General features: G+C 65.2%; 23 protein-coding genes. 8 read left to right on the plus strand and 15 right to left on the minus strand.

Annotation, left to right across the window (positions count from 1 at the left end):
- Positions 1-3 precede the first annotated feature (3 nt).
- From Q0743_RS21410 to recJ, 3 genes are all read right to left on the minus strand, one after another.
- The gene (locus Q0743_RS21410) at positions 4-801 is read right to left on the minus strand and encodes an aldolase (protein ID WP_298243469.1); all 798 of its coding nucleotides are present in this window, start codon (positions 799-801) and stop codon (positions 4-6) included.
- A gap of 98 nt (positions 802-899) precedes the next feature.
- Complete coding sequence (locus Q0743_RS21415; RefSeq protein ID WP_298243470.1) at positions 900-1709, minus strand: SDR family NAD(P)-dependent oxidoreductase; 810 nt, start codon at positions 1707-1709, stop codon at positions 900-902.
- Between the two features lie 91 nt (positions 1710-1800).
- Positions 1801-3642, minus strand: a complete 1842-nt coding sequence (gene recJ / locus Q0743_RS21420; protein WP_298243471.1) for a single-stranded-DNA-specific exonuclease RecJ — start codon at positions 3640-3642, stop codon at positions 1801-1803.
- Positions 3643-3917: 275 nt separating this feature from the next.
- Between recJ and Q0743_RS21425 the strand changes: the two genes are divergently transcribed.
- The 3 genes from Q0743_RS21425 to Q0743_RS21435 all read left to right on the plus strand — a co-directional run bounded on the left by Q0743_RS21425 (position 3918) and on the right by Q0743_RS21435 (position 6660).
- Positions 3918-4994, plus strand: a complete 1077-nt coding sequence (locus Q0743_RS21425; RefSeq protein WP_298243472.1) for a methyl-accepting chemotaxis protein — start codon at positions 3918-3920, stop codon at positions 4992-4994.
- Positions 4995-5461: 467 nt separating this feature from the next.
- Entirely contained in the window at positions 5462-6205 is a 744-nt protein-coding gene (locus Q0743_RS21430) for an SDR family oxidoreductase (RefSeq protein ID WP_298243473.1), read from the plus strand.
- Between the two features lie 38 nt (positions 6206-6243).
- Positions 6244-6660: a cupin domain-containing protein gene (locus Q0743_RS21435; RefSeq protein WP_298243474.1), complete on the plus strand. Its 417-nt coding sequence runs from the start codon at positions 6244-6246 to the stop codon at positions 6658-6660.
- Between the two features lie 3 nt (positions 6661-6663).
- Here the strand turns inward: Q0743_RS21435 and Q0743_RS21440 are convergent, their stop codons facing one another.
- The 6 genes from Q0743_RS21440 to Q0743_RS21465 form a co-directional block, all read right to left on the minus strand.
- Positions 6664-7674 carry a 4-hydroxythreonine-4-phosphate dehydrogenase PdxA gene (locus tag Q0743_RS21440; protein WP_298243475.1) on the minus strand — a complete coding sequence of 337 codons (1011 nt, stop codon included), beginning with the start codon at positions 7672-7674 and terminating at the stop codon, positions 6664-6666.
- Positions 7671-9209, minus strand: a complete 1539-nt coding sequence (locus Q0743_RS21445; protein WP_298243476.1) for a tripartite tricarboxylate transporter permease — start codon at positions 9207-9209, stop codon at positions 7671-7673. Before Q0743_RS21445 ends, Q0743_RS21440 begins: the two co-directional genes overlap by 4 nt.
- Before the next feature lie 11 nt (positions 9210-9220).
- Positions 9221-9703 (minus strand): tripartite tricarboxylate transporter TctB family protein, encoded by a 483-nt coding sequence (locus Q0743_RS21450; RefSeq protein WP_298243477.1) that lies wholly within the window; start codon positions 9701-9703, stop codon positions 9221-9223.
- A 153-nt stretch (positions 9704-9856) separates the two neighbouring features.
- Positions 9857-10849, minus strand: a complete 993-nt coding sequence (locus Q0743_RS21455; protein ID WP_298243478.1) for a tripartite tricarboxylate transporter substrate binding protein — start codon at positions 10847-10849, stop codon at positions 9857-9859.
- A 57-nt stretch (positions 10850-10906) separates the two neighbouring features.
- Positions 10907-12160, minus strand: a complete 1254-nt coding sequence (locus tag Q0743_RS21460) for a CoA transferase (RefSeq protein WP_298243479.1) — start codon at positions 12158-12160, stop codon at positions 10907-10909.
- Positions 12161-12170: 10 nt separating this feature from the next.
- Positions 12171-12965, minus strand: a complete 795-nt coding sequence (locus Q0743_RS21465; RefSeq protein WP_298243480.1) for an enoyl-CoA hydratase/isomerase family protein — start codon at positions 12963-12965, stop codon at positions 12171-12173.
- Between the two features lie 118 nt (positions 12966-13083).
- Here Q0743_RS21465 and Q0743_RS21470 point away from each other — a divergent pair, with 118 nt between their 5' ends.
- The 3 genes from Q0743_RS21470 to Q0743_RS21480 all read left to right on the plus strand — a co-directional run bounded on the left by Q0743_RS21470 (position 13084) and on the right by Q0743_RS21480 (position 15347).
- Positions 13084-13749 carry a GntR family transcriptional regulator gene (locus Q0743_RS21470; protein WP_298243481.1) on the plus strand — a complete coding sequence of 222 codons (666 nt, stop codon included), beginning with the start codon at positions 13084-13086 and terminating at the stop codon, positions 13747-13749.
- Between the two features lie 225 nt (positions 13750-13974).
- Positions 13975-14970, plus strand: coding sequence for an MBL fold metallo-hydrolase (locus Q0743_RS21475; RefSeq protein WP_298243482.1), 996 nt, complete (start codon positions 13975-13977; stop codon positions 14968-14970).
- A gap of 218 nt (positions 14971-15188) precedes the next feature.
- A complete protein-coding gene (locus Q0743_RS21480; RefSeq protein WP_298243483.1) occupies positions 15189-15347 on the plus strand; it encodes a hypothetical protein in 159 nt (52 codons plus the stop codon).
- A gap of 8 nt (positions 15348-15355) precedes the next feature.
- Here the strand turns inward: Q0743_RS21480 and Q0743_RS21485 are convergent, their stop codons facing one another.
- The 3 genes from Q0743_RS21485 to Q0743_RS21495 form a co-directional block, all read right to left on the minus strand.
- A complete protein-coding gene (locus Q0743_RS21485; protein ID WP_298243484.1) occupies positions 15356-16249 on the minus strand; it encodes a LysR family transcriptional regulator in 894 nt (297 codons plus the stop codon).
- A gap of 69 nt (positions 16250-16318) precedes the next feature.
- Complete coding sequence (locus Q0743_RS21490) at positions 16319-19465, minus strand: efflux RND transporter permease subunit (RefSeq protein WP_298243485.1); 3147 nt, start codon at positions 19463-19465, stop codon at positions 16319-16321.
- A 5-nt stretch (positions 19466-19470) separates the two neighbouring features.
- A complete protein-coding gene (locus tag Q0743_RS21495) occupies positions 19471-20685 on the minus strand; it encodes an efflux RND transporter periplasmic adaptor subunit (protein WP_367184929.1) in 1215 nt (404 codons plus the stop codon).
- On the opposite strand from Q0743_RS21495, the gene Q0743_RS21500 reads away from it, so the two are divergent.
- Positions 20599-21537, plus strand: coding sequence for a TetR/AcrR family transcriptional regulator (locus Q0743_RS21500; RefSeq protein WP_298243487.1), 939 nt, complete (start codon positions 20599-20601; stop codon positions 21535-21537). The genes Q0743_RS21495 and Q0743_RS21500 overlap by 87 nt on opposite strands.
- 7 nt (positions 21538-21544) lie before the next feature.
- Here the strand turns inward: Q0743_RS21500 and Q0743_RS21505 are convergent, their stop codons facing one another.
- A complete protein-coding gene (locus tag Q0743_RS21505; RefSeq protein ID WP_298243488.1) occupies positions 21545-22273 on the minus strand; it encodes a haloacid dehalogenase type II in 729 nt (242 codons plus the stop codon).
- Between the two features lie 154 nt (positions 22274-22427).
- On the opposite strand from Q0743_RS21505, the gene Q0743_RS21510 reads away from it, so the two are divergent.
- Positions 22428-23624 carry a hypothetical protein gene (locus Q0743_RS21510; RefSeq protein WP_298243489.1) on the plus strand — a complete coding sequence of 399 codons (1197 nt, stop codon included), beginning with the start codon at positions 22428-22430 and terminating at the stop codon, positions 23622-23624.
- A 75-nt stretch (positions 23625-23699) separates the two neighbouring features.
- On the opposite strand, the gene glpX is transcribed toward Q0743_RS21510, so the two are convergent.
- Together glpX and Q0743_RS21520 are read right to left on the minus strand one after the other, a co-directional pair.
- Positions 23700-24701 carry a class II fructose-bisphosphatase gene (gene glpX, locus Q0743_RS21515; RefSeq protein WP_298243490.1) on the minus strand — a complete coding sequence of 334 codons (1002 nt, stop codon included), beginning with the start codon at positions 24699-24701 and terminating at the stop codon, positions 23700-23702.
- A gap of 96 nt (positions 24702-24797) precedes the next feature.
- Positions 24798-26114, minus strand: a complete 1317-nt coding sequence (locus Q0743_RS21520; RefSeq protein ID WP_298243491.1) for a homoserine dehydrogenase — start codon at positions 26112-26114, stop codon at positions 24798-24800.
- Between the last annotated feature and the right edge of the window lie 25 nt (positions 26115-26139).

A 26139-nucleotide genomic window follows, 5' to 3' on the forward strand; every position in this document is an offset into this window, starting at 1 on the left:
GCCTCAGTGCCGGTACTGCGGCTCCTCGGCATCCAGCTGCCGACGGATCGCTGCGAGATGCAGCCGCGCGGATTCGGAATCGCCCTCGCGCATCTGCCTGTAGGTTTCGGCTGCAATCGCGGGATCGACCGGCAAGACCTTACGGCCAGTCGACATCGCCAGCACCTGCACCTCGGCGGCGCGCTCGAGGTAATACAGATCGTCCCAGGCTTCCGCGATGGTCGGTGCCAGCACCATCACGCCGTGGTGCTTCATGAAGACGATGTCGGCATCGCCGACGGCAGATGCGATGCGCGCGCCTTCGCGGTTGTCCAGCGCGAGGCCGTTATAGTCGCGGTCGACCGCCGTGCGGCCATAGAACTTCAGCGCGGTCTGGCCCGCCCAGATCAGAGGATCGCCTTCGGTCATCGACAGCGCCGTGGCATAAGGCATGTGGGTATGGAACGCGACTTTCGCGCGCGGCAGCAACCTGTGCATCTCGGCATGGATGTAGAACGCGGTCGCCTCGGGCACGCCCTCGCCGTCGAGCACGTTGCCGTGAAAGTCGCAGATCAAGAGCTTGGACGCCGTCAGCTCGCGAAAAGCGTAGCCGTAGGGATTGACGAGGAAGAGGTCGTCATGGTCGGGCACGACGGCCGAGAAATGGTTGCAGATGCCTTCCTCGAAGCCGTTGCGCGCCGCCATGCGGAAGCAGGCGGCGAGATCCTCCCTCGCGGTGCGGATCGCATCGCTAGCAAGGTCCGGGCGGTTCGAGCGGAATGGCGCTGAAGCGGGTGAGGAAGCGTGAAGGCTGTGCGCCATGGCGAAGGACACCTCTGTCGGTCGGAAAGCTTCCCCGCCTTCTACAGGGCCGACGCCTGCGCGTCAGCCCCTGCGCCTGCCACCCTGCCCTGCGCGGCTCAGGCCCGCCGTGGCACGCCGCCGGCATTCATGCCGCCGTCGATGACGAGCTCGCTGCCGGTGACATAGCGCGAGGCATCGGAGGCCAGATACAGCACGCCGGAGGCGATCTCCGCGGCCTGCCCGGCACGGCCGAGCGGGGTTGCGACCTTGGCCCGCTCCTCCGGATCGATCGGCGCGTTCTGGCCGGCGCCGGTCGCGCCCGTCGGGATCTTGCCCCAGATCGGCGTGTCGATGATCCCGGGATGAACCGAATTAACGCGAATGCCGTCGCCGGCCGCCGCGCACTCCATCGCGATCGATTTGGCGAACAGCCTCACGCCGCCCTTGGTCAGCGAATAGGCCGACAGGCCGGGCGCGCCGCGCAGACCCGCCAGAGAAGACATCATGACGATCGAGCCGCCGCCGGTCTTGCGCATCAGAGGCAGGCAATGCTTCACCGACAGAAAGACGCCATCGAGATTGATCGCGTTCTGCTTGCGCCAGTCGGCGAGCGTCATGTCGACGATCGAGGGCACGGCAATGCCGATGCCGGCATTGGCGACGAGAATGTCGAGCCGGCCGTAGCGTTTGCCGATCTCGGCGGCCATCTCGATCCAGCGCTCCTCGGAGGTGACGTCCTGTTCCCGGAAGATCACCTTGCCGCCGGCGCTTGTCACGCGCTTGGCGAGTTCCGGGCCGCGCAGTTCGTCGATATCGGTCGCAATGACGGTCGCGCCTTCGCGGGCGAACAGCTCGACGATGGCCTCACCGATACCCGACGCGCCGCCTGTGACCAGCGCGACCTTGCCCTCAACCTGCCCTGCCATGTTCACTCCCTTTTTTGTTGTTTCCGCGATCAATTGTCGACGCATGATCTCGGCGCAAACGCCTACCGCGTTTGTCGCGAGGGATCTTGCGTTATCTGATCACGGATGGCCCCTGGTCCGGTAGCGCGACGTCGATGACGCGGAATTGCACGCGCTCGACGCCCTGGTAGCGATCGACCGAGAGCGAGCCTGCGACATGCAGTTGCTGGCCGCGATTGGCAAGCAGCGCGTTGCCGAGCTTCTGGCCGATCGAGCGGAATGCGATGCCGTTGACGATCGCGCCGTCACCAGACTTGAAACGCAGACGCAGATGCGCCTGCCCGACCTCGTCGGCGAACACGAGCTGGTGCGCCGGCAGCGCCAGCACCGGCTCCGGATTACCGCTGCCGAAGGGACCTGCGCGATTGAGCGTCGCCGCAAGTTCGGTCGTTACCGCGCGCGCGGAGACCGCGCCGTCGATATAGAGCTCGTTGACGTGGCGCGCCTCGGCGACGTCCTGCGCCAGCGCGTTCTCGAGATAGGCGCGGAATTCGGCAAGCTTCTCCTTGCGCAGCGTCACGCCCGCGGCCATGGCGTGCCCGCCGCCCTTGAGCAGGATGCCGTCGGCAACCGCCTGCCGCACCGCCTTGCCGAGATCGACGCCGGCGATCGAGCGACCCGAGCCGGTGCCGATGCCGCCCGGCTCCAGGGCTATGGCGAAAGCCGGCCGCGAGAACTTTTCCTTCAGGCGGGAGGCGACAAGGCCGACCACGCCGGGATGCCACCCCTCCGAAGCCGTGACGATGACGCCGAGCTTGTCCTCCAGCCCGATCGAGGCGAGCGCCTCGGCTTCGGCCTGGGCTTCGGCGGCCTGCTCGATGACGCGGCGCTCGCTGTTGAGGCGGTCAAGCTCGGCGGCAATCCGCGCAGCCTCGACGCTATCACCCTCCAGCAAGAGTCGGACGCCGAGATCGGCGCGGCCGATGCGACCGCCAGCATTGATGCGCGGCCCCAGCATGAAGCCGAGATGCCAGGCCTCCGGCGGCCCGTTGAGCCGCGCCACGTCCATCAAGGCGGTATGGCCGACATGATCGCGCCGCCGCATCGCGATCAGGCCCTTGGCGACGAAGGCGCGGTTGAGGCCGATCAGCGGGGCAACGTCCGCGACCGTGCCGAGCGCGACGTGATGCAGCATGCCGAGGAGATCAGGCTCGGGCATCTCCGCATTCCAAAAGCCGCGCTGGCGCAGCTCGCGGTTAACCGCCACCAGCGTCACCAGCACGAGGCCGACGGCGGCGAGATGGCCGAGGCCGGAGAGATCGTCGAGCCGGTTCGGATTGACCAGCGCGTCGACCTCCGGCAGCTCCGTGCCGGCCTGGTGATGGTCGATCACGACCACGGACATGCCGAGGCGCTTCGCCTCTGCAAGGGGCTCGATGCTGGTGGTGCCGCAGTCGACGGTGATCAGCAACGTGGCGCCCTTGGCGGCGAGCCCGCGCACGGCGTCCACGTTGGGGCCGTAGCCTTCGAAGATGCGGTCGGGAATGTGGATCAGCGGATCGAGTCCGCAATGACGCAGGTGCCAGGCAAGGAGCGCCGCCGAGGTCGCGCCGTCCACATCGTAATCGCCGAAGATCGCAACCTTCTCGCCCTTCACCGCGGCATCCGCGATCCGCTTCGCGGCGGCCTCCATCTCCGTCACGGTGAACGGATCGGGCATCAGTTTGCGGATGGTCGGATCAAGGAAGTCCGCGACAGCGTCGATCTCGACCCCTCGGCCGGCCAGCACCCGCGCCAGCAGTTCCGGTAACTGGTAGCGCTGCACGATGGCGAGCGCCTTGGCCGCCCCGCGCCCGTCCAGCCGGTCGCGCCAGAGCTTGTCGGTGAGCGAGCGCGCCACGCCCAGGAACGCCTGGGGCGCTTCGATGGGGAGTGCTGTGGCTGGCGGCGTCATGAATCGCGATCGGCTTGAGGAACTCCGCAGCGGAAGCGACATCTCCCGGTCGGCCCAGCGATTGGCCCGGAATCCCCCGAGATTTGCAATGTCCGCGCCGCACAAAGCGGTGGATTGCCGCTTTGCTGCGCGGAGTGACTATCATTTGGGCACTCCACAAAACAGCAAATTAAGCAGGCGTTAGGTGGAATCCTCGAAAAAGAATCGTATTCGATCTGTAATTTGTAGTTCCGGGTTCGTTGCAGATCAGACCTCATTGCCAAGGGAAATCCCCGATGTCTGCTGCGCTGGGTCTGAAAGCCAAGCCGATTGCCGCCGAACCCGCCGACGACGATTCCGACATCTCCGCGCTGATCAATCGCCTGACCGCGGAGGTCAACCAGATCGCGGTCGACAAGACCAAGTCGATCCAGCAGATCACCAACCAGATGAAAATGCTGGCGCTGAACGCGCTGATCGAGAGCTCGCGCGCCGGCGCGCAAGGCGCGGGCTTTGCGGTGGTGGCCCAAGAGGTGCGCGGCGTCGGCCAGCAGGTCGAGACCATCGCGCGCGAGCTCGAGACCCAGCTGACGAAGCGGACCGGCGATCTGGTCTCCTCGATCGAGCGCATGAGCCAGCGCTCGCGCGGCGAGCGCATGGTCGACCTGTCCCTCAACGCGGTCGAGCTGATCGACCGCAACCTCTATGAGCGCACCTGCGACGTGCGCTGGTGGGCGACCGATTCCGCTGTGGTCGATTGCGCGGCCTCGCCGGCGCCGGCCGCGGTGACCTATGCGTCGCAGCGCCTCGGCGTGATCCTCGGGGCCTACACGGTCTATCTCGACCTCTGGCTCTGCGACCTCGACGGCAACGTCATCGCCAACGGCCGCGCGGATCGATTTCGTGTGGTCGGCCAGAACGTCGCCCACACCAAATGGTTTCGCGAGGCGCGCACCTTGCGCTCCGGCGACGACTATGTCGCCGGTGACGTCGAGAACCAGCCCTTGCTCGGCAACGCGCAGGTCGCGACCTACTGCGCCAGCGTCCGCGCCGGTGGCCAGGCGAGCGGTGCGCCGATCGGCGTACTCGCCATTCATTTCGACTGGGAGCCGCAGGCCCGCGCCATCGTCCAGGGCGTGCGCGTCGGCGACAGCGACAAGGCCCGCGTGCTGCTGGTGGATTCGAATTTGCGCGTCATCGCGGCGTCCGACGGCCAGGGCATCCTCAGCGAGCGCATCTCGATCTCGCTGAACGGCCAGCGCTCGGGCTTCCATCACGACCGCACGGGCGCGCTGGTCGCCTTCCACGCGACGCCGGGTTACGAGACCTATCGCGGGCTTGGCTGGTACGGCGTGATCGTCTGCGGGACCTGAGGCAGCCGGCTGATCTGAAAATCGTGAAAACAACCCCATGCACAGTAGACCGGGAATTGTTTTCATTGGCGTTTTGCGATCGCCGTAACGCCTCGCCACGGCGCTTTTGACACGTCGGGCAAAACACTGGCCATCTGCGCTCGTGGCGTTGTGCAGCATGCGTGGCTGTTCACCCGTGGCAGGGTACGCCTTTCATTCATGACAGCGAGCGACGCAATCAACCTGATCCGCTTTACCGAGCGCCTGGGACGTCGCGCGCCCTCATGAGAGGGGAATGATCCCTTACCGATCGCCTCGCGTCCCAACGCGCGCGTTAGAGCATTTTCCGACAAGGCAGGCCGATTTCAGGCAAGAGCTCGCCGCATTGCTCGGGTAGATTGCGGTTCGCATCACGCTCATCGACGGATCGTGAGTGACCGCTTGATTGTCACCAAGCTCACGTTCGCCCCATGCCGAGGAGATTTTTCATGAAGATCGTCGTGATCGGCGGAACCGGACTGATCGGATCCAAGCTCGTGGCGAAGCTCAGGCAGCAAGGCCACGAGGCCGTAGCCGCCTCGCCGAAATCAGGCGTGAATGCCGTGACCGGAGAAGGCCTCGCTGCGGCATTGGCGGGCGCGGATGTTGTCGTCGATGTCGCCAACGCGCCGTCCTGGGAGCCCGCCGCCGTGCTCGAATTCTTCGAGCGTTCGAGCAAAAATCTCGTCGCAGCGGAAGCTGCGGCGGCCGTTAGGCATCACGTGGCCCTGTCGATTGTCGGAACCGAACGGTCACCCGACAACGCCTATTTCCGTGCCAAGCTCGCCCAGGAGACAATCATCAAGGCCGCCTCGGTCCCCTACTCGATCGTGCGCGCCACCCAGTTCTTCGAATTCCTCGGCGCCATCGCCGAAATGGGCGCGACTGCCGGCAAGATCGTCGTTCCCTCGGCAATGTTTCAACCGATCGCCGCCGACGACGTCGCCGCACGCCTCGCTGAGGTCGCAACGGCCAAGCCACTCAACGGCACGATCGACATCGCAGGTCCCGAGAAGGCTCCCTTCAATGAATTCATCGCACGCCGCCTGAAGGCATCCGGCGACGCCCGGCCCGTGGTCGGAGACCCGAAGGCGGCGTACTACGGCGGTCTCATTGACGACAAATCGTTGAACCCGCTCGGCGAGGCGCGCCTCGGACCAACGCCGCTCGCGACATGGCTCGCGAGCCTTTGAGACCGGCCATCACGAACCACCGCAGTGAAGGAATTCCCATGCACAGATCAGTGATTGCTACGGCGGTTTATGCCGCCTCATTGCTGACGGCCCACGCAGCCGAGCCAGCAGCTCCATCAGCAAAGGTCACGGTCGTGTTCGACCAGGTGCTGCCCAACGTCCCCGGCAAGAGCATGAAGGGCGTGCTGGTCGAATACGCTCCAGGGGGCTCCTCCCCGGCCCACATTCACGCGCCGTCCGCCTTCATCTATGCCACGGTCCTGGAAGGTGCGATCCGCAGTCAGGTCAATGACGGTCCGGCAAAAGTCTTTCACAAGGGAGAGAACTTCTCTGAAAGGCCCGGTGACCGCCACGCCGTCAGTGCCAATGCCAGCGATACCGAGCCTGCAAAGCTGCTTGCCGTCTTCGTGGTGGACACGACGGACAAGGAGCTGACGACGCCGATCGCGAAGTAGCGTTCACCGAAGTCGCTTTCCGGCCGCGGCCATCTCTGCCGCCAGCAATACCGCGGCCCGGCTTGCGCCGATCGAGGCGATGCCTTGGCCTGCGATGTCGTAGGCGGTGCCGTGCGCGGGCGTGCAGATCGGGAACGGGAAGCCGCCGAGCAACGTCACGCCGCGATCGAAGCCCATCAGCTTCATCGCGATCTGCCCCTGGTCGTGATACATCGTCAGCACCGCATCGAAGGCGCCGCTCTTTGCGCGCAGAAATACGGTATCGGCGGGGAACGGTCCCTCCGCGGCGATGCCTTTTCGCTGACCGGCCGCGACCACCGGCGCGATGACGTCGATCTCCTCGCGGCCGAAATTGCCGCCGTCGCCGGCATGCGGATTGAGACCGGCAACGGCAATACGCGGCCGCGCGAAGCCGGCCTTGCGCATGCAGACATCGGTCAGCTCAAGTGCACGCCGGATGCGTTCGCCGGACAGTCGTTCGGCCACATCCCTGAGCGGGATGTGCGAAGTGACGCGTGCATTCCAGAGCCGGTCCAGCACATTGAATTCGCTCGCCGGAGTCTTGAGGCCGACCACCTCCGCGGAGAATGCGATCTCGTCGTCGTACTCGGCGCGGGCGAGCCGCATGGCCTGCTTGTTGAAGGGGGTGAAGCACACCGCATCGGCCCGTCCGTCGCGGCCAAGCTCGAGCGCGTGCCTGTAATTGGCCAGGGCAAACTTCCCGCCGGCAAGGGTGGCGGTCTTCGGCTCGACCTCTCCGGGATCGAGGTGGCGGAGATCGACAAACAACGTATCGCCCTGTGCCGCGCGATGGTCGGCCCCCTGCTCCATCGTGGTCAGCTCCGGCTTGACGCCGGCAATACGCGCGCCTTCGTCGAAGACGCGGCGGTCGCCGATGACGACGAGCCGGCAGCTCGCACGGATATCATCCTGCACCACGAGCTTCGCCGTCAGCTCCGGGCTGATGCCGGCGGGATCTCCCATCGCCAACGCAATGAGCGGCTTTGCGGTCATATGATCACCTTCTCCTGGGCCGTCGTCTCGGCCGCGGCGGATGCGGGCTTGCGCCAGAGGCGCGCGAGCTGCAACACGAGCGGCAGCAGCAAGAGCGCGATGCCGGCCACGATCAGGCAGGTCACCAGCTTGTTGGCGAAGAAGATGCCGAGGGATCCCCTGGACATCAGCATCGACTGCCGGAACGCGTCCTCGGCCTTGTCGCCGATGACGATGGCGAGCACGAGCGGCGCCAGCGGATAGAACAGCTTCTTGAAGAGATAGCCGACGACGCCGAAGCCGAGCATCATGACCACGTCGAGATAGGAGTTCGAGACGGAATAGGCGCCGACGACGCAGATGATCACGATCAGCGGCGCGATCACCACGAAGGGAATCCGCATCAACGCGGCAAAGACCGGGACGGTCAGCAGCACCAGGGCGACGGCGACGATGTTGCCGACATACATCGAGGCAATCAGGCCCCAGACGAAATCCTTCTGGTCCACGAACAGCATCGGCCCGGGATTGAGGCCCCAAATCATCAACCCGCCCATCATGACGGCTGCGGTCGCCGAGCCGGGAATCCCGAGCGAGAGCATCGGCAGCAGCGCGCTGGTGCCGGCGGCATGATCGGCGGTCTCCGGCGAGATGATGCCTTCGACCTCGCCGGTGCCGAAATAGCGGCCGCGGCGCGAGAAGCGACGCGCGATGCCGTAGCTCATGAAGGAGGCCGCGGTCGGCCCGCCCGGCGTGATCCCCATCCAGCAGCCGATGGCAGCGCTCCGCAGCAGCGCCACGCCATGCCGCGGCAGGCGGCCGACGGCGCGGAAGACCTCGGCCCAATCGATCTTGGAGGAGACCGCGCGGGCATGAAATTCTTCCTCGACGGCGACCAATAGTTCGCCGATGCCGAACAGGCCCATCACGGCGACGACGAAGCTGACGCCCTTGACGAGCTCGTCGACGCCCATGGTGAGACGAACGCTGCCGGAGACCGTGTCGATGCCGATCGCGGCAATGGCGAAGCCGATCGCGAGCGCCACGACGGTCTTGATCGGGGCCGCGCCGCCCATGCCGACGAAGCTGGCGAAGGCCAGGAAATAAACCGCGAAATACTCCGCCGGCCCAAAGGCGAGCGCGACCTCTGCCACCCAGGACGCAAGGAAGGTGATCAGGATGACGCCGACCAGCGCGCCGATCGCCGCCGAGCCGAAGGCAGTGGCCAGCGCCGTGGTCGGCCGGCCGTCTCGCGCCATGGGATAGCCGTCGAAGGTGGTTGCGACGGACGAGGGCTCGCCGGGGATGTTGAACAGGATGGAGGTGACGGAACCGCCGAACAGCGCGCCCCAATACATGCTGGAGAGCAGGATGATCGCCGACACCGGCTGCATGCCGAAGGTCAGCGGCAGCAGCAGCGACACCCCGTTTGGGGCGCCCAGCCCCGGCAGCACGCCGACGAGAATGCCGAGCAGCACGCCGACGACCATCAGGGCGAGATGCGGCACGGTGACAGCGATGGTGAAGCCGTGCAGGAGCTCTGCGAGGTTGTCCATCGGCCTCTCCGTCAAAAGCCAAGGGCCGCAGCGAGCGCGCCATGCGGCAGGCTGACCTGGAACGCGCGCTCGAACACGACATACAGCGCAAATGCCGTTGCCCCCGCCATGGTCAGCGCGCGCGGCACGGATTGGTGCCGCGGAATCGCCAGCACCGCAAAGACGTAGAGCGCCGAGGCGACGTACATCCCGGCGAGTGGGATCGCGGCGACGAAGATTGCGGCGGGAACGAACAGACCGGCGAGCCGGCGCAGCTCGATCGGCGTGATCGCGATGGGGACGTTTGCCAGTGTCGCAACCGGCAGCACGCCGCGCACGAGATTGTACAGGCTTCCGACTACGATGATGATGCCAGTCAGGAACGGAAACGTCCCGGCGTCGACGCCCGCACTCGACCAGCCGATGCCGTTGTCGAGGCTCTGGACCACCACGGCGACACCAAAGCCGCCGGTGAGGATTGCGGTCGCAAGTTCAAGCGTGCGGCGTGAGATCATCGGGGGTTCCGCTTTGGCGTCGGACATCGGACAATTGCCGGCTGTGGCCACGCATCCTTCCCGGTCACTCGGTGTCGTCCCTGCGAACGCAGGGACGACAGTTGAGTGAGCGGGTACACCATGCTCCCATCAAAGCTGTTGCAACAACCCGCCTCACTTGACCAGCCAGCCCTGCTCGCCGGCGACCTGCTTGACGTGTTCGAGGTCCTCCTTGATGAACTTGTCGAACTCGGCGCCGGTCAGGAAGGTGTCCACCTGCGAGGTCTTCTCGATGTAGTCCTTCCACTCGGGCGTTGCCTGCACCTTCTTCATGAGGTCGACATAGAACGCGGCCTGGTCCGGGGTGACCTTGCCGGGCAGCCACACCGTACGCGGCTGCTCATATTGCTTGATGTCGAGGCCCTGCTCGACGCAGGTCGGGACGTCGCCCCAACCTTCGCTCGCCGTGACCTTGGCCCCTTGCGGCAACCGCTTGGGACTGAACACGCAGAGCGGGCGCTGCGTGCCGCCGCGCCATTGGCCGAGGCTTTCGCTGGGATTGTTGACGTGGGAGTCGAGATGCCCGCCGGCGAGCTGCACGGCGGTCTCGGCGCCGCTCTTGAAGGGGATGTAGGTCAGCTTGACCTTGCCGACCTTCTCGATCATGCGGGTCAGGACCTCGTCGGTGTCCTTGGACTGCGCGCCGCCCATCTTGAATTCGCCCGATGCGGCCGCCTTCAGATAGTCGCCCGCATTCTTGTAGGGCGCATCCTGCTTGACCCAGAGCAGGAACTCGTCCTGGGCCATCGCCGCTACGGGCGTGAGATCGGTGTAGTTGAAGGCGACCTTGGAGACCAGCGGCTGCTGCCAGGCGTTCGAGGTGCCGAAGATCACCTTGTAGGGATCACCGGCGGACGCCTTGCCGTAGACGTAGCCTTCCGCGCCGCTGCCGCCGCCCTTGTTGACGACGACGATCGGCTGCTCCGTCAGCTTGTGCTTGGTGATGATGTTCTGCACCGCGCGCGCGAGATTGTCGGTGCCACCGCCCGGCCCTGCCGTCGCCACGAACTCGATCGGCTTTTGCGGTTGCCAGGCGGCGAGCGCCGGCATGGTGCCGGCGAGCACGGTTACGGCTGCGGAGAGTGAGAATATCGACGTCCGACCCATGATTTCCTCCAGCTGATTTCTGTATTTTGTCGTTGTTCTTGTCGTATCGACGTCCGCTCAGGCGACGCGTTCCTCGCGTCTTTCCAGAGCCGAAACGATTGCACCTTCCTTTTCGAGTGCTTCGATCTGCGTCTGATCGAACCCGTACTCCGCCAGCACCTCCCTGGTGTGCTGACCGTAGACCGGCGCCCCCGACGCCACTTTGCCTGGGGTCTCCGAAAACTTGACGGGCAGCCCGATCGTCTTCACCGGACCGAGCGTGGAGTGCTCGACCTCGACGACCATCTCGCGCGCCAGCGTCTGAGGATCGCTCAGGGCCTCCAGCATGTCGTGCACGGGACCGCAGGGCACACCCTTCTCGTCCAGCGCCGCCAGCCAATGCGCCCGCGACTTGGTGCGGAAGCGCTCGCTCAGGACGGCTTCCAGCTCCTTCAGGTTCGCCATGCGGTCGGAGCCGTTGACGAAGCGCGGGTCAGTGGCGAGCTCGCTCGCCCCGAGCGCCTCGAGCATCAAGAGCCAGTGTTTCTTGTTGGCGCCGCCGACCACGAGCCAGCCGTCCGAGGCCTCGAAGGCCTGGTACGGCGCGTTGAGCGGATGGGCCGAGCCCATCGCGCGCGGCGCGGTGCCCGCGGCAAGCGCGATGGTCGACTGCCAATAGGTCTGCACCAGCGCAGCCTCGTAGAGCGAGGTCTCGACCCACTGCCCTTCCCCGGTCTTGAGGCGGTGCGTGTAGGCCGCGAGAATGCCCATGCTCGCGAGCAGGCCGGCGGTGATGTCCGACAGCGGCGGGCCGCATTTCACGGGCGGGCCGTCCGGGCGTTCGCCGGTGAAGCTCATGATGCCGCTCATTGCCTGCGCGACGAGGTCGAAGCCGCGGCGATGCTTGTAGGGGCCGGTGCGGCCGAAGCCCGATAGCGAGCAATAGATCAAACTCGGGAACTGCTTGTGCAGCTCCTCGTAACCGAAGCCCAGGCGCTCCATCGCACCCGGCGCGAAGTTCTCGACCAGCACGTCCGCGTCCGCGATCAGGCGCCGCAGCACCTGCTTGCCGCCCGCGGTCTTGAGGTCCAGCACGATGCCGCGCTTGTTGCGGTTCATCATCAGGAAGGACGCCGCCTCATCGCCGATCTTGGGGGGTACCGAATGACGGGTGTCGTCGCCGTTCGGCGATTTCTCGATCTTGATGACGTCGGCCCCCATGTCGGCGAGCATCAGGGTGCAGGTCGGCCCGGCCATGACATGGGTGAGGTCGACGACCTTGAGGCCGGCGAGCGGTCCCGAACGGCGAGAGCTGATTTGCGAGCTTTGCATCGGGGGCGTCCTATTGGCCGCGCCATTTCGGCGCGCGCTTGTTGAGGAAAGCATCGAGCCCTTCGCGAAAGTCCTGGCTCGTGTAGCACATCAGGATGAGGTCTTCGCCCTCGTCCCTCGTCAGCCGCTTCTGCAGGCGGGCGACCGCCTGCTTGGTCGCATTCAGCGTCAGCGGCGCGTGACTGGCGAGGAGCCGGGCGACCTCGTCAGCCCGCTGGTCCAGCGCGGCGAGATCCTCGACAACTTCCCCGAGCAATCCGACGCTGGCGGCCTCCGCGGCGTCAACGAGACGCGCTGTAAAAATCAGGTCCTTGACGCGCGCGGCACCAATGAGCGCGATGAGACGGCTGACATTGGACATCGACAGGCAATTGCCGAGCGTTCGGGCGATGGGAAAACCGATCTTCGCGCTTCTGGTGCCGATGCGCAGGTCGCAGGCTGCGGCAATTCCCGCCCCGCCGCCGGTGCAGAAACCGTTGATCGCAGCGATCGTCGGCACCCGGCATTGTTCGAGCGTGGTCAGGACCCGATCGATGCGGTTCTCGTAGTCGATCGCGTCCTGGGGCGTGCCGAATTCGCGGAACTGATTGATGTCGGTGCCCGCGGCGAAGGCCTTGTCGCCGGCCCCCCGCAGCACCAGCACCTTGATCGCATGGTCGCGGTTGGCTTCCTCGCAGATCGCGGCGAGCCGCTCGTACATGGCGAAGGTGAAGGCGTTACGCGCCTGCGGGCGGTTGAAGGTGACGCGCCCGATACCGTCATTGCATTCAAAAACGAGGTCGTCCGCCTCCGCCGCCAGGTCCATTTCCTCATGCCCTCTTGTTTTTTACATTTTTGAATGCAAAATTTGAGATTAGCAAGCTGGAACTTCCAGATTTCAAACCAATGTCCACGTTTTGCATTCAAATTGGAGTGCCGGTCCCATGCTGCATGAGGAGGTCGTCGGACGTATCCGCACCATCCTGCTCGACGGCGAGATCCCGCCGGGCGCCCGGATTCCCGAGCGCGAGCTGTGCGAGCGGCTCAAGATCTCGCGCACGCCGTTGCGCGAGGCCCTCAAGGTGCTGGCCGCCGAAGGCCTCGTGCAGCTGCTGCCGCATCGCGGCTCGCGCGCAGCGAAGCTGACCGACAAGGACATGCGCGACCTGTTCGAGGTCTGCCAGGGTCTCGAGGCCCTCGCCGGCGAGCTCGCCTGCGAGCGCATCACCGACGCCGAGATCGCCGCGATCGCCGCGGCGCATGCGGCCATGGTGCAGCATTATCGCGAGGGCGATCTGATCCAGTACTATCGCGGCAACCGCGCCATCCACGAAGCCATCGTCAACGCGGCCGGAAACCCCGCGCTCACAGGGCTTTACACATCCGTGACGGCGCGCATCCGCCGCGCGCGTTATGTCACGCCGATGACACCGCAGCGCTGGGCGCTCGCCGTGAAGGAGCACGAAGCCATCCTCAATGCGCTCCAGAGGCGCGACGGCGCCGGGCTCTCCCACATTCTGCGCGCGCATCTGCGCCACAAGCGCGAAGAGGTGTTGCAGGCGGGCTTTGCCGAGACGGAAGCAAACGACCTCGCGCTGAGAATTGCGTAAGACGCAATTCGTGTCGTCCTGCCTCGGGCGGAGCGCATCCACACGTGGCCTTCCCGCTCCGCAAGAGGTTCTCGCTCCGCGTGAATCTGCGCACTAATTCCACTTGCTAGCTTGTCGCGACCGGCGCAGCATACTTCTCTGCCGACTTGCGGCCGCATGGCCGTTCAGGCCGGCCCCAACGCGCGAACAATCGCGCAAGATAAAAGACAAAAGCGGAGGAAACGCATGACAATCGATGTCTCACGTCGATCCCTACTCGCACTTGGCGCAAGCCTTGGAGTTAGCCTTGGAGCAGGCCTTGGTGCCAGCGCGATGCTCGGCAGCAGCGCATTGGCACGGGCACCCAAGCTCGGCACCCAGACGCCGTATTGGCACCGCTTCGTGCTCGGCGATGCCGAGGTGACCGTCGTGTCCGACGGGCCGCTGCCGCTCGGCGATCCCTCCGGGACCTTCACCGGCGTTCCCAAGGAAGAGGTGAAGAAGATGCTGGCGGACAATTTCCTGTCGCCGGACAACGTCGTGCTCGAGCAGAATTCGCCGATCGTGAACACCGGCGACAAGCTGATCCTGTTCGACACCGGCATGGGCACATCGAAGATGTTCGGCGCCAGCACCGGACGGCAGCAGAAGAGCATGATGGAGGCCGGCATCAAGCCGGAGGACATCGACGCCGTGGTCTGCTCGCATGCCCATATCGACCACATCGGCGGCATCGTGGATGCCAACGACAAGCCGCTGTTCCCGAATGCGCAGATCTACATCTCCCAGACCGATTTCGATTTCTGGACCGACGAAGGCAAGCTCGGCAGCCCCGCCAAGGACTTCGTCGTTCACGCCCGCAAGAACCTGCTGCCGGTCCGTGACCGCATCAAGTTCTTCAAGGACGGTGAGGAATTCCTGCCCGGCGTGCAGGCGATCTCGGCGCCCGGTCACACCGTCGGCCACACGATTTTCATGGTGTCGTCGGCCGGCAAGTCCTTCGCCTTCCTCGGCGACCTCTCGCACCATTCGGTGCTGCTGCTGGAGCGGCCGCGCATGGAGTTCTCCTACGACACCGATCCCAAGCAGGCGGCGGAGTCGCGGGTGAAATTGCTCACGATGCTCGCGGCGAACAAGATCCCCGTGATGTCGTATCACTTCGCCTGGCCGGGCTACGGCCACGTCGCCAAGGCCGGCGACGGCTTCCACTACTATCCCCAGCCGATGCAGATGACGCTATAGGTCTTTCGCGCATGGTCCGGGCGGCGCATGGCGCCCGGATCATCTCCGCACGGCGCACCGATATTTCTGCTCTTCCTAATATCCATAAAGTCGATAGTAACCGTTGATATTATTCGTTTGTCAAAATCATTCTCCTGCGTAGCGTAAGCAGCGTGGTAGCGCCGGCTGGTCGCAAACGGCCGTGTCCGGCAGACACCTCACGCACACCAGGAGCGACCATGACCACGACATCACAGAGCGACGAGTCATTCTCCCAACTGCTGCTCCGCTGGATCGCCTATCGGCTGTCAGTGACGATGGCGACGATCACGCCGGTGCATCGCGCCAGCGACATCGCGGCCGCAACCGCGGCGAGCAACAATCCCTGCGGGGCATAAACCGGCCTTCAGCGACGCCTGCGCACGCCGCGTGCCGGCGCTTCCGGAACGCGGCGGGCCTGTTCGGCGGCGAGGTCACGCATGATCGCGATCGCGCTCTCGATGTGCTCCTCGGGCTGATCGGCCGAGTAGACGACATAGGCCGGCATGGAGAATTTCGGCGCGCCGCCGACGAGATGCAGCCGGCGCGCTTTCAGCAGCGGCTCGACGATCCGCTGCGCGAAATAGCCGGCACCGCCGTTCGCCAGGACATGTTGCAGCCCGAGCCAGCCGATATTCGCCGTCAGCGCGGGGCCGGCGAAATTCGGGAAGACGGCGCCGTGGCGGGCGTAGAACTCCGGGCCCCAGTCGACATAGACGTAGCCGTCCTGCGGCTCCGGCCCGCTCTTCGGATTGGTCGAGACCAGCACGAGCTGCTCCTCGAACAGCAGCTCGACCTTGAGGCCCGGTCGGCTTTGCGGCGTGTACATCACGCCGATGTCGATGCGTCCCTCGACCAGCCCCTGCATCAACTCCGGCTCGAGCGCGCTCTCGGCGCGGATCGAGATCTGCGGATTGGCCTCCTGCATGCGGGGGACCCACTGCAGCAAGAATTCCTCCCAGAGGCCGATGCGCCCGCCGACCACCAGCCCACCGCTAAAACCCTTGGGCAGACCGACGTCGTGCCGGGCCTGCTCGACGGTGCGCACCAGCGTCGCGGCGTGCCGTTGAAACTGGCGCCCCGCCGCCGTCAGTGCCGCGCCCGCCTTGTTGCGAACGAACAGGGTGCAACCGAGCAGCTCTTCGAGGGAGTGGATCCGCGTGCTGACCGTGGACTGGCTGACGTGAAGCTGCTCGGCGGCCGAGATGAAATTGCCGGTCGCCACCACCGTCAGAAATGTCCGCGCAAGCTCGGTATCCACGGGGCGCCCCTCATATCGATCTTTTCGATATGAAAGACGTTCGCCTTGGGGATGTCAAACCAAGCTGGCCTATTCCGCCGGCTCGGCGGCGGAAGTCGAATTGCTCACGGCTGCATCCCTCTGCCTGCCCGGAAACATCCGCCTCACCAGCACGAACAATGCGGGCACGAAGAAGATGCCGAGCACGGTGGCCGCGATCATGCCGCCGGCAACCCCGATGCCGACCGCGTTCTGGCTGGCCGAGCCAGCCCCCGTCGCAACCGCGAGCGGCAGCACGCCGAGGATGAAGGCGAGCGAAGTCATCAGGATCGGGCGCAGGCGCTGGCGCGCCGCATGCAGCGTCGCCTCGACGAGGCTGCGGCCGGAGGCGATCTGGTCCAGCGCGAATTCAACGATCAGGATCGCGTTCTTCGAGGCGAGACCGATCGTCGTGAGCAAACCGACCTGGAAATAGACGTCGTTGGCCTGGCTGAACAAGGTCGCCGCGAGCAGCGCGCCGAGCACGCCGATCGGCACCGTCAGCATCACCGCGAACGGCACCGACCAGCTCTCGTACAACGCGGCGAGGCTGAGGAAGACGATCAGCAGCGAGATCGAATAGAGGTACAGCGTCTGGCTGCCGGTCAGCCGTTCCTGGAACGACAGGCCGGTCCATTCGTGGCCGTAGCCCTTGGGAAGCCTGGCCATCTGCTGCTCCACCGCCTGCATGGCGACACCCGAGCTGGTGCCGGGCGCGGCCTGGCCCTGCAGCTCGACCGCGGCCACGCCGTTGTAGCGCTCCAGCCGCGGCGAGCCAAAACTCCAGCGGTCGGTGGCAACCGCCGAGAACGGCACCATCGAGCCCGAAGCGTTGCGGACATACCAGCGGCCGATGTCGCTGGTATCCATGCGGAACGGCGCATCGCTCTGCACATAGACCTGCTTGACGCGGCCGCGATCGATGAAGTCGTTGACATAGGCACCGCCCCACGCCGCCGACAGCGTGGTGTTGAGGTCGCTGAGATTGACCCCGAGCGCGGTGGCCTTGGCCTGGTCCACGTCGAGATTGAATTGCGGCGTGTCGTCCTGGCCGTTCGGCCGCGCCTGCGCGACGCGCTTGTCGGCCGCGAGCTGGCCGAGCAGCTGGTTGCGGGCCTCGATCAGCGCCTCGTGGCCGTTGCCGCCGGTGTCCTGGAGGTAGAGGTCGAAGCCGCCGGCGTTGCCAAAACCTGGAATGGAGGGCGGCAGCACGGCGAACACCATGGCGTCGCGGATCTTTGTGAACGCACCCATGGCGCGGCCGGCGACAGCCTGTGCGGAGGCCGCAGGACTCTTGCGCTCGTCGAACGGCTTCAGGCTGACGAAGGCAAGGCCGACATTCTGCCCCTGCCCCGCGAAGCTGAAGCCGCTGACCGCGAACACGCCTTCGACCGCATCCTTCTCGTTGTCGAGATATTGGTGCTCGACCTGCTTGATGACGTCGAGCGTGCGCGTCGAGGTCGCGCCGACCGGAAGCTGGATCAAAGTCATGATCGTGCCCTGGTCCTCCTCGGGCAGGAACGAGCTGGGCAGCCGCTGGAACAGGAAGACCATGCCGGCGACGATCGCCGCGAAGGCCAGCAACATCCCGGCGCTGCGCTTGATCACCCCGCCCGCGCTTCGCTGGTAGCCGTCCGCCATGCGGTCGAAGCCGCGGTTGAACAGGCCGAACACGCCGCGCTGGCTGCCATGGTGCTTCGCCGGCTTCAGGATCGTCACGCACAGCGCCGGCGTCAGCACCAGCGCCACCAGCACGGACAGCAGCATCGCCGTGACGATGGTGAGCGCGAACTGGCGATAGATGATGCCGACCGAGCCGTTGAAGAAGGCCATCGGAATGAACACGGCCGAGAGCACGACGCCGATTCCGACCAGCGCGCCCGTGATCTCGCGCATGGACTTCTCGGTCGCCTCGCGCGGGCCGAGGTCTTCCTCGGCCATCACGCGCTCGACGTTCTCGACCACGACGATGGCGTCGTCGACCAGCAGGCCGATCGCCAGCACCATCGCGAACATCGTCAGCGTGTTGATGGAATAGCCCGCGAGCGACAGCACGCCGAAGGTCCCGAGCAGCACCACAGGCACCGCGATGGTCGGAATCAGCGTCGCGCGCCAGCTCTGCAGGAACACGAACATCACGACGAAGACGAGCGCGATCGCCTCGAACAGGGTGTGGATCACCTTCTCGATCGACAGCTTGACGAAGGGCGTGGTGTCGTAGGGGTACACCACGCGAAGCCCTTCCGGCATGGTGGCACTGAGCTGGGCCACGCGCGCCTTCACCGCTTCCGAGGTCGCGACCGCATTGGCGCCCGTCGCAAGGCTGATGCCCATGCCCGCCGCGGGCTTGCCGTTGTAGCGCGCCGCGGAATCATACGATTTCGAGCCGATCTCGACGCGCGCGACGTCGCCGATGCGGACCACCTGTCCCGACGACGCCGTGCGCAGGATGATGTCCTTGAACTGCTCGACCGTCTGCAGGCGGCTCTGCGAGGTGATGGTGGCATTGAGCTGCTGGCCGCCGACCGCCGGCAGGCCGCCGAGCTGACCGGCCGTGACCTGGGTATTCTGGGTCTGGATCGCCGCGGTCACGTCACCGGGCATCAGATTGTATTTCGCCAGCTTGTCGGGATCGAGCCAGATCCGCATGGCGTATTCGGCGCCGAACAGCGTCACCTGGCCGACGCCGGCGACGCGGCTGATGGGGTCGTTGACCGACGACGCCACGTAATCGGCGATGTCGCTCGCGGCGAGCCTGCCGTCCTCGGAGACGAAGCCGAGCACCATCAGGAAGCTCGCCGAGGACTTCACGACCTTGATGCCCTGCTGCTGCACGACCTGCGGCAGCAAGGGGGTCGCGAGCTGCAGCTTGTTCTGCACCTGCACCTGGGCGATATCGGCGTCGGCCTCGTTGGTGAAGGTCAGCGAGATCTGCACCTGGCCGGTCGATGTGCTCGACGACGACATGTACTGGAGATAGTCGAGCCCGGTCATGTTCTGCTCGATGACCTTGGTCACCGAGTTCTCGGCCGTCTCGGCGTTGGCGCCGGGATAGGTCGCGGTGATCGTGACCACGGTCGGGGCGATCTGCGGATATTGCGCGATCGGCAGCCGCATGATCGCGAGCACGCCGCCCAGCATGATCAGGATGGCGATGACCCAGGCAAAGATCGGCCGCTTGATGAAGAAGTGGGACATGGCACTTATTGTTCAGTGGTGGTGGACGCGGGCCGCGCATCGGCCTGCCGTGTCGGGTTCACGGTGAGGCCGGTTGCAGCATCGACCGCGACCTCGACGGTCTTGACGGGCGCGCCAGGACGCGCCTTCTGCGTTCCCTCCAGAACCAGGCGATCGCCGGCCTTGGCGCCGGCGCGAACCAGCCAATTGCTGCCGACATCCTCCCCGAGCTCCAGCGTACGCTGCTCGATCTTGCCGTCCTTGTCGACGAACATCGCCACCGCCTGTCCCAGCGGATTGCGCGAGACGGCGCGCTGCGGCACCAGGATCGCATCGGGATCGACACCGGCGACGACGCGGGCCCGTACATACATGCCCGGCAGCAGCGCCCGCTCGGGATTGGCGAAGACCGCGCGCGAGGACACCGAGCCGGTGCTCTCGTTGACGCTGGCATCAGTGAAGCCGTACTTGCCCTTGTGGCCGTAGGTCTTGCCGCTCTCCATCAGGAGCTCGACCTGCACGCCTTCGGCCGGACGCTTGAGCTGACCACTGGCGATCTGGTTGCGCAGGCGCTCCATCTCCGAGGTCGACTGGTCGAGATCGACATAGACGGGGTCGAGCTGCTGGATCGTCGTCATCGCCGTCGCCTGGCTCGCGGTGACCAGCGCGCCGGGCGTGATGGTCGACTTGCCGATGCGCCCGGAGATCGACGCGGTGACCTTGGTCCGGTCGAGCGATATCGCAGCGGTGTCGCGGTTGGCCTCCGCGGCCTTCAGGTCGGCCTCGCCCTGCTTGTAGGCGGCAACGGCGTCGTCGACATCCTGCTGGCTGGCCGCGTTGGTTTGCAGGAGCTGGGTCTTGCGCGCGGCCTTCAGCTTGACGCTGACGAGTGTTGCCTCCGACCTCTGCACCGCGGCCTCCGCGCTCGCCAGACCCGCCTTGTACTGCACCGGATCGATCTCGTAGAGCAGATCACCTTCCCTCACTTCGGCGCCTTCGACGAAATCGCGCTTGAGCAGAATGCCCGTGACCTGCGGCCGCACCTCGGAAACCTGATAGGCGACGACGCGGCCCGGCAGGACCGTCGAGATCTTCGCTTCCTGCGGTTTCAGGGTCATGATGCCGACCTCCGGCACCATCTGCGGCGGTCCCGCTTGCGGGCTCTGCTCGCCGCATGCCGCAAGCAGCAGGGCAATCAGGGGGACAGCGCGGACGATCGGGGGATTCATGATGAGATCCATGGGCAGGTTGCGATCCCTGAAGCGGAACCGCGCACGGAAACATTTGGAAACTATTCAGTTTCCATTGGGAAACTTGGTAGTTTCCTTCCTCGAAGTCAAGTGCTAGGCTGGCTGCGCAACGGCGTTCAAGCAGTCGTGAAGCAGCTCAAATTCGAGACGGATGTTTCCATGGCGAGAATATCCAGCAGTCCAAGGCGCGTTGCTCCACCGTCGGAGCGGACCAAGCCGGCCGCCGGCCTTCCCGCCTCGGACGAGCGCATGACGCAATTGCTGGCGGCGGCAAAGGACACCTTCACCAGCAAAGGCTTTGCCGCGACCACAATGGACGACATCGCCAGTGCCGCCGGCATGTCGAAGAAGACGCTCTACAAATTGTTCGAGAGCAAGACCGAGCTCTTCCGCGCCATGCTGCTGCGCAGCCTGCCCGAAGCGAACTTCGCCGACGCTCCCCTGGAAGGTTCACCGGTAACACGGCTTCGCGCCATGCTGCGCGAGGCCGCCGACGTCGCGCTATCACCGGGCGAGATCGCGCTGCAGCGCCTGATCATCGGAGAGCGCCAGGCCTCGCCTGCGCTCGGGCGCATGTTCGCCGAGGTCATCATGGAGTCTGGTACCGATCACATCATCGAGCTGCTCAAGGCCGTTCGCCTGGAGCCTCGTTTCGAAGGCGTGCCGCTCCGCCTGATCGCCGAGATGCTGTTTGGCATGGTGTTCGGCCACGACCATTTCAGGCTGCTGACCGACACCGACTTCAAGCTCAATCGCCGCGTGCTCGACCGGCGGATCGATCTGGCGATCGCGACGTTCTGTGCGCCTGACGATCAGGCAGGCGAGCCCCAGCGTACGGCCTGAGCGAAGGTCAGCACCCCAGCTTGTCGGCGATCCCGCCAAAATCCTTGGCGACGATGTCCCACTTGCCGGTCGCCTCGAAGTCGACCTTCTGAAGCGGGCCGTATTCGGTCGGCCTCGCCACGAACGCGGTCTTCAGCCCGTTCTTCTGGGCAGCCGCGAGATCGCCGTTGTGGGCGGCGACCATCATCACCTCTTCCGGCTTGAGGCAAAGCAGCTTGGCCGCGCCGAGATAGGTCTCGGGGTCGGGCTTGTAGTGCTCGAACAGCTCGGCCGACATGATGAGATCCCACGGCAAGCCTGCAAACTTCGCCATGTTGGTGAGCAGCGCGACATTGCCGTTGGAGAGCGGCGAGATCACGAATTTGGTCTTGAGGCGCGTCAGGCCGGCGACGCTGTCCGGCCAGGGGTTGAGGCGGTGCCAGCCCTTGGTAAGATAATCGAGATCGGCGTCAGTGAGACCTTTGATCGCGAACTGCGCGACCAGCTTCTCCAGCGAGCGGCGGTGCAGATCGTCGAGCATGACATAGCCGCGCTCGGGATGTTTGCGCACGTCGTCCATCGAGGCCATGTACATGCCGCGCCAGCCGTCGACCAAAGCGGTCCAGTCGGCACTGATGCCGCGCTGCCTGCTCCACCACATGAAGTCGGTGATGAGGCTGGTGCGCCAGTCCACGACGGTGCCGAACACGTCGAAGACGAGGGCTTTGACGGCGGAGAGATCGGATGCTGGCGTCATGTTTCGCTCCGCGGATTGTCCTGCGCCCGGTTGGCTCCGGCTGAGATCGAGGGCTTTAAAGCATGATCCTTTCCATGCAACAATAGCGCTCGTCCGCCAGACCTCATTCGTCGCGACGGGCAAAACTTTCGCCTAGCGTGCGCATGCATCTGCCATGACGGACTTAGCTGTCGCATACGTTCTGCTCGATCATGCCCGCCTCCCGGATGAGGATGCGTTGATCCGGACATTGCGCATTCGTCATCCGCACTTGCAGTGGAGCCCCGGCGGGATCGCACGCAGCAACGGTGCTGACGATCCGATGTTCATCCGTGCCGGCGATCATCTCATGACGATCCTCATGATGCCGGCGCCGATACCTTACGATCAGGAATTGTGGCAGCGGGCTTCCTGGCTTTGGCCGGAAGCTTTCGACGCCGTTGGCCGGCATCGTGCGCACCTCATCGTGGCGCCGATGGGCTCTGCCGAAAGCAATAAGGCAACGAAGGCGCTGAATTATGCCGAGAATACGCAGCTCACGACTGCGTTTGTCGGGGCCGTAGTCGCGGCATTGCCGGATGTTGCAGCTGTCGTCTGGGGAGGGAAGGTCAGCCGCTCGCCCGAGATGTGGCTGGACCAATCACGTAACGCCTTCGCTCCCTATCCAGATCAACCGTTCGCATTGTGGATGGAGATCGTCCCCTACCTTGCGGGCAAAACCCTGGGAGCCTTCACGACCGGATTGTCTGCGTTCACGGGACGAGAGATCGAATTCGAGGTGGATGGGCTCGATCAACGCACCGTCACCTCCCGTGTCGCCGAGCTTTCGTCCAACCTGATTGCCCACGGCCTGGACGACTGGCCCAAGAGCGGCGCCGTGTTCGCAGCCGACTTCGAAATTGATCATCGCGTCGAGATGTTTTACCGCAACTCCCGCTTCAAGATCGGGCCCGTCATTTCGTTCGCGTCTTTTGATGATCGATCCGGGAGAGTCAAAACCTTCCCGATCATTCCCGCCACCATCGCCCGCGATCATCCGTTGCTGGTCATGCTGGGCAAAGTCGGGCTTTTCGATCCGGCAAAGGTTCGGAACCTGATCAGGCTGAGGCCGGATCACTATCAATCCGAGGTCCGCCTCGAGAGTTTCGATGAAGGCGTGTCGCAGGCCCTGTCCCGCATGATCGCAACCGACATCTATGCCGAGGCCGAGACGAACGCGCGCCGCGCGCTCGCGAATGGAGATATGGCGTCCGCGAAGGCCGCTCTCCAACCTTGGGCCGCTGAAGTCGGCGAACTTCAACTGGCCGTCAAGCTCGCCCTGACCCTTTGCGACGTGTTCCTGTTCATGCCCGCGCCGCCCCGCAGCCCATAACAGACAAGCGCGAAATCAAGCCTGCGGCGCGCGTCCGATCGGAGTAGCCGAACGATCGCGCGCGGGCCCGCAGTCTCAGTCCAGGTGGAACTTGGCGAGCTCGCGGTGCTCGGCCTTGATGTAGCGCACGGTGCCGGTGACCGAGCGCATCACCACCGTCTCGGTCTCGATGACGCCGTCCTTGCGGAATTTGACACCCGAGAGCAGCGAGCCCGTGGTGACGCCGGTGGCGGCGAACAGGCAGTCGCCGCGCGCCATGTCCTCGATGCCGTAGATCATCTTGGGATCGTTGACGCCCATCTTGGCGGCGCGCTCGATCTTCTCGCCGGAATCGAGGATCAGCCGGCACTGCATCTGGCCGCCGATGCAGCGCAGCGCCACGGCCGCGAGCACGCCTTCCGGCGCGCCGCCGGTGCCGAGATACATGTCGACGCCGGTGTTATCGGGGTCGGCGCAATGGATCACGCCGGCGACGTCGCCGTCGGTGATCAGGCGCACGGCGGCGCCGGTCGAGCGCACGCTCGAGATGATGTCGGCGTGGCGCGGACGGTCGAGCACGAGAACCGTGATGCCATCGGGCTTGACACCCTTGGCCTTGGCGAGGCGGCGGACGTTTTCGGCTGGGCTCGCATCGAGCTCGACGACGCCTTTGTCGTAACCGGGGCCGATCGCAAGCTTCTGCATGTAGACGTCGGGGGCGTGCAGCAAGGTGCCGCCATCGGCCATCGCCATGGTGGCGATCGAGCCCGGCATGTTCTTGGCGCACAGCGTGGTGCCTTCGAGCGGATCGACGGCGATGTCGACTTCGGGGCCGGCGTTCACGCCGACCTTCTCTCCGATGAAAAGCATCGGCGCCTCGTCGCGCTCGCCCTCGCCGATCACGATGGTGCCCTGGATCGGCAGCTTGTTGAGCTCGCGCCGCATGGCGTCGACGGCGGCCTGGTCGGCCGCCTTCTCGTTGCCGTGGCCGCGCAGACGCGCCGACGACACCGCGGCCCGCTCCGTCACCCGCACGATCTCCAGCGTCAGGATGCGCTCGAGCAAGGCTTGCGGCGGGACTGAAATATGGGTCGACATCGGCTAACTCCTTCGAAACGGTTCTGGACGGAAATCTCCGCCCGCATCAACTCGCAACATCGGCGGTTCGTTCGAACCGCTTCGTGTCTTTCACGCTCAGTTCTTCTCGATCCGGATCACCTGCGGCCGTCCGCTGATCACCTTGTCCTTCTGCACGGCGGCGAGTGCACGGCGCACGGCGTCTTCGTGCGTAGCGTAGGTGATCAGGATGACGGGCACGGGGACCGCCTTGCCGTTTGCGGGCGCAACGCCGCCATTGGGATGGCGCTGCACGATCGACTCGATCGAAATCTTCTGCTCGGCCAGCCGGGTCGCGATCGCGGCCGCAGTGCCGGGGAAATCGCGGGCCAGGAGGCGGATGTAGTAGCCGCCTTCGTGCCGCTCCATCGGCGCCTTCTTGGTGTCGCGCAGTTGCGCAATCGGCCGGCCGAAGGGATTGGCACGGATGCCGCGCGCGACATCGGCGATGTCGGCGACCACGGCGGAAGCGGTGGCCGCGCCGCCCGCGCCTGGGCCGACCAGCGTGATCGGCGGAATGCCCTCGCCGTCGATCGTGACCGCATTGGTGACACCCATCACCTGCGCAATCGAGGAGGATTTCGGCACCATGGTCGGATGCACGCGCTGCTCGATGCCCTTGGCGGTGCGAACCGCAACGCCGAGCAGCTTGAGCCGGTAACCGAGATCGTCGGCGGCGCGCAGATCCTCCGGCGCGATGGATGAGATGCCTTCGACATACACCGCGCTTTGAGCAACTTTCGTGCCGAAAGCGAGGCTGGCGAGGATCGCGAGCTTTTGCGCGGTATCGTGACCGTCGACGTCGAAGGACGGGTTGGCCTCGGCATAGCCGAGCCGCTGCGCGTCCTTGAGGCATTCGGCAAAGGACAGCCCCTCCTGCTCCATCCGGGTCAGGATGTAGTTGCAGGTGCCGTTGAGGATGCCGTAGACGCGGTTGATGCCGGTGCCGGCAAGGCCCTCGCGCAACGTCTTGATGACGGGGATCGCGGCGCCGACGGCTGCCTCGAAATTCAGCGCCCCGCCGTGGTTTTCGGCCGCCTTGGCGAGCTTGAGGCCGTGCTTGGCGAGCAAGGCCTTGTTGGCGGTGACCACCGACTTACCCGCGTTGAGCGCGGCTTCGACGGCCGAGAGCGCGGGATCACCGGCGCCGCCCATCAGCTCGACGAAGCAGTCGATGCCGGGGTGCGTCGCCAGCGCCATCGGATCCTTGGCCCATTCGACGCCGCGCAGATCGATGCCGCGCTTCTTGGCCTTCGAGCGCGCAGTGACGGCAACGACGCGAATGCCGCGGCCGCTGCGGGCCGCGAGCACGCGGCCTTGCGTTTCGATCAAACGGATCACTTCGGCGCCCACGGTGCCGAGCCCCGCTATGCCCACTTTCAGGGGTGCAACCATGATGTCTTAGAAAACCTGCCGAAGA

This window comes from uncultured Bradyrhizobium sp. (genome assembly GCF_936943645.1).
Lineage (GTDB): Bacteria > Pseudomonadota > Alphaproteobacteria > Rhizobiales > Xanthobacteraceae > Bradyrhizobium.

What these genes read in the sequence shown, in the direction of transcription:
- Q0743_RS21410 (WP_298243469.1), bottom strand. Translation starts at nt 801, where the DNA reads ATGGCGCACAGCCTTCACGCTTCCTCACCCGCTTCAGCGCCATTCCGC.
- Q0743_RS21415 (WP_298243470.1), bottom strand. Translation starts at nt 1,709, where the DNA reads ATGGCAGGGCAGGTTGAGGGCAAGGTCGCGCTGGTCACAGGCGGCGCG.
- recJ (WP_298243471.1), bottom strand. Translation starts at nt 3,642, where the DNA reads ATGACGCCGCCAGCCACAGCACTCCCCATCGAAGCGCCCCAGGCGTTC.
- Q0743_RS21425 (WP_298243472.1), top strand. Translation starts at nt 3,918, where the DNA reads ATGTCTGCTGCGCTGGGTCTGAAAGCCAAGCCGATTGCCGCCGAACCC.
- Q0743_RS21430 (WP_298243473.1), top strand. Translation starts at nt 5,462, where the DNA reads ATGAAGATCGTCGTGATCGGCGGAACCGGACTGATCGGATCCAAGCTC.
- Q0743_RS21435 (WP_298243474.1), top strand. Translation starts at nt 6,244, where the DNA reads ATGCACAGATCAGTGATTGCTACGGCGGTTTATGCCGCCTCATTGCTG.
- Q0743_RS21440 (WP_298243475.1), bottom strand. Translation starts at nt 7,674, where the DNA reads ATGACCGCAAAGCCGCTCATTGCGTTGGCGATGGGAGATCCCGCCGGC.
- Q0743_RS21445 (WP_298243476.1), bottom strand. Translation starts at nt 9,209, where the DNA reads ATGGACAACCTCGCAGAGCTCCTGCACGGCTTCACCATCGCTGTCACC.
- Q0743_RS21450 (WP_298243477.1), bottom strand. Translation starts at nt 9,703, where the DNA reads ATGATCTCACGCCGCACGCTTGAACTTGCGACCGCAATCCTCACCGGC.
- Q0743_RS21455 (WP_298243478.1), bottom strand. Translation starts at nt 10,849, where the DNA reads ATGGGTCGGACGTCGATATTCTCACTCTCCGCAGCCGTAACCGTGCTC.
- Q0743_RS21460 (WP_298243479.1), bottom strand. Translation starts at nt 12,160, where the DNA reads ATGCAAAGCTCGCAAATCAGCTCTCGCCGTTCGGGACCGCTCGCCGGC.
- Q0743_RS21465 (WP_298243480.1), bottom strand. Translation starts at nt 12,965, where the DNA reads ATGGACCTGGCGGCGGAGGCGGACGACCTCGTTTTTGAATGCAATGAC.
- Q0743_RS21470 (WP_298243481.1), top strand. Translation starts at nt 13,084, where the DNA reads ATGCTGCATGAGGAGGTCGTCGGACGTATCCGCACCATCCTGCTCGAC.
- Q0743_RS21475 (WP_298243482.1), top strand. Translation starts at nt 13,975, where the DNA reads ATGACAATCGATGTCTCACGTCGATCCCTACTCGCACTTGGCGCAAGC.
- Q0743_RS21480 (WP_298243483.1), top strand. Translation starts at nt 15,189, where the DNA reads ATGACCACGACATCACAGAGCGACGAGTCATTCTCCCAACTGCTGCTC.
- Q0743_RS21490 (WP_298243485.1), bottom strand. Translation starts at nt 19,465, where the DNA reads ATGTCCCACTTCTTCATCAAGCGGCCGATCTTTGCCTGGGTCATCGCC.
- Q0743_RS21495 (WP_367184929.1), bottom strand. Translation starts at nt 20,685, where the DNA reads ATGGATCTCATCATGAATCCCCCGATCGTCCGCGCTGTCCCCCTGATT.
- Q0743_RS21505 (WP_298243488.1), bottom strand. Translation starts at nt 22,273, where the DNA reads ATGACGCCAGCATCCGATCTCTCCGCCGTCAAAGCCCTCGTCTTCGAC.
- Q0743_RS21510 (WP_298243489.1), top strand. Translation starts at nt 22,428, where the DNA reads ATGACGGACTTAGCTGTCGCATACGTTCTGCTCGATCATGCCCGCCTC.
- glpX (WP_298243490.1), bottom strand. Translation starts at nt 24,701, where the DNA reads ATGTCGACCCATATTTCAGTCCCGCCGCAAGCCTTGCTCGAGCGCATC.
- Q0743_RS21520 (WP_298243491.1), bottom strand. Translation starts at nt 26,114, where the DNA reads ATGGTTGCACCCCTGAAAGTGGGCATAGCGGGGCTCGGCACCGTGGGC.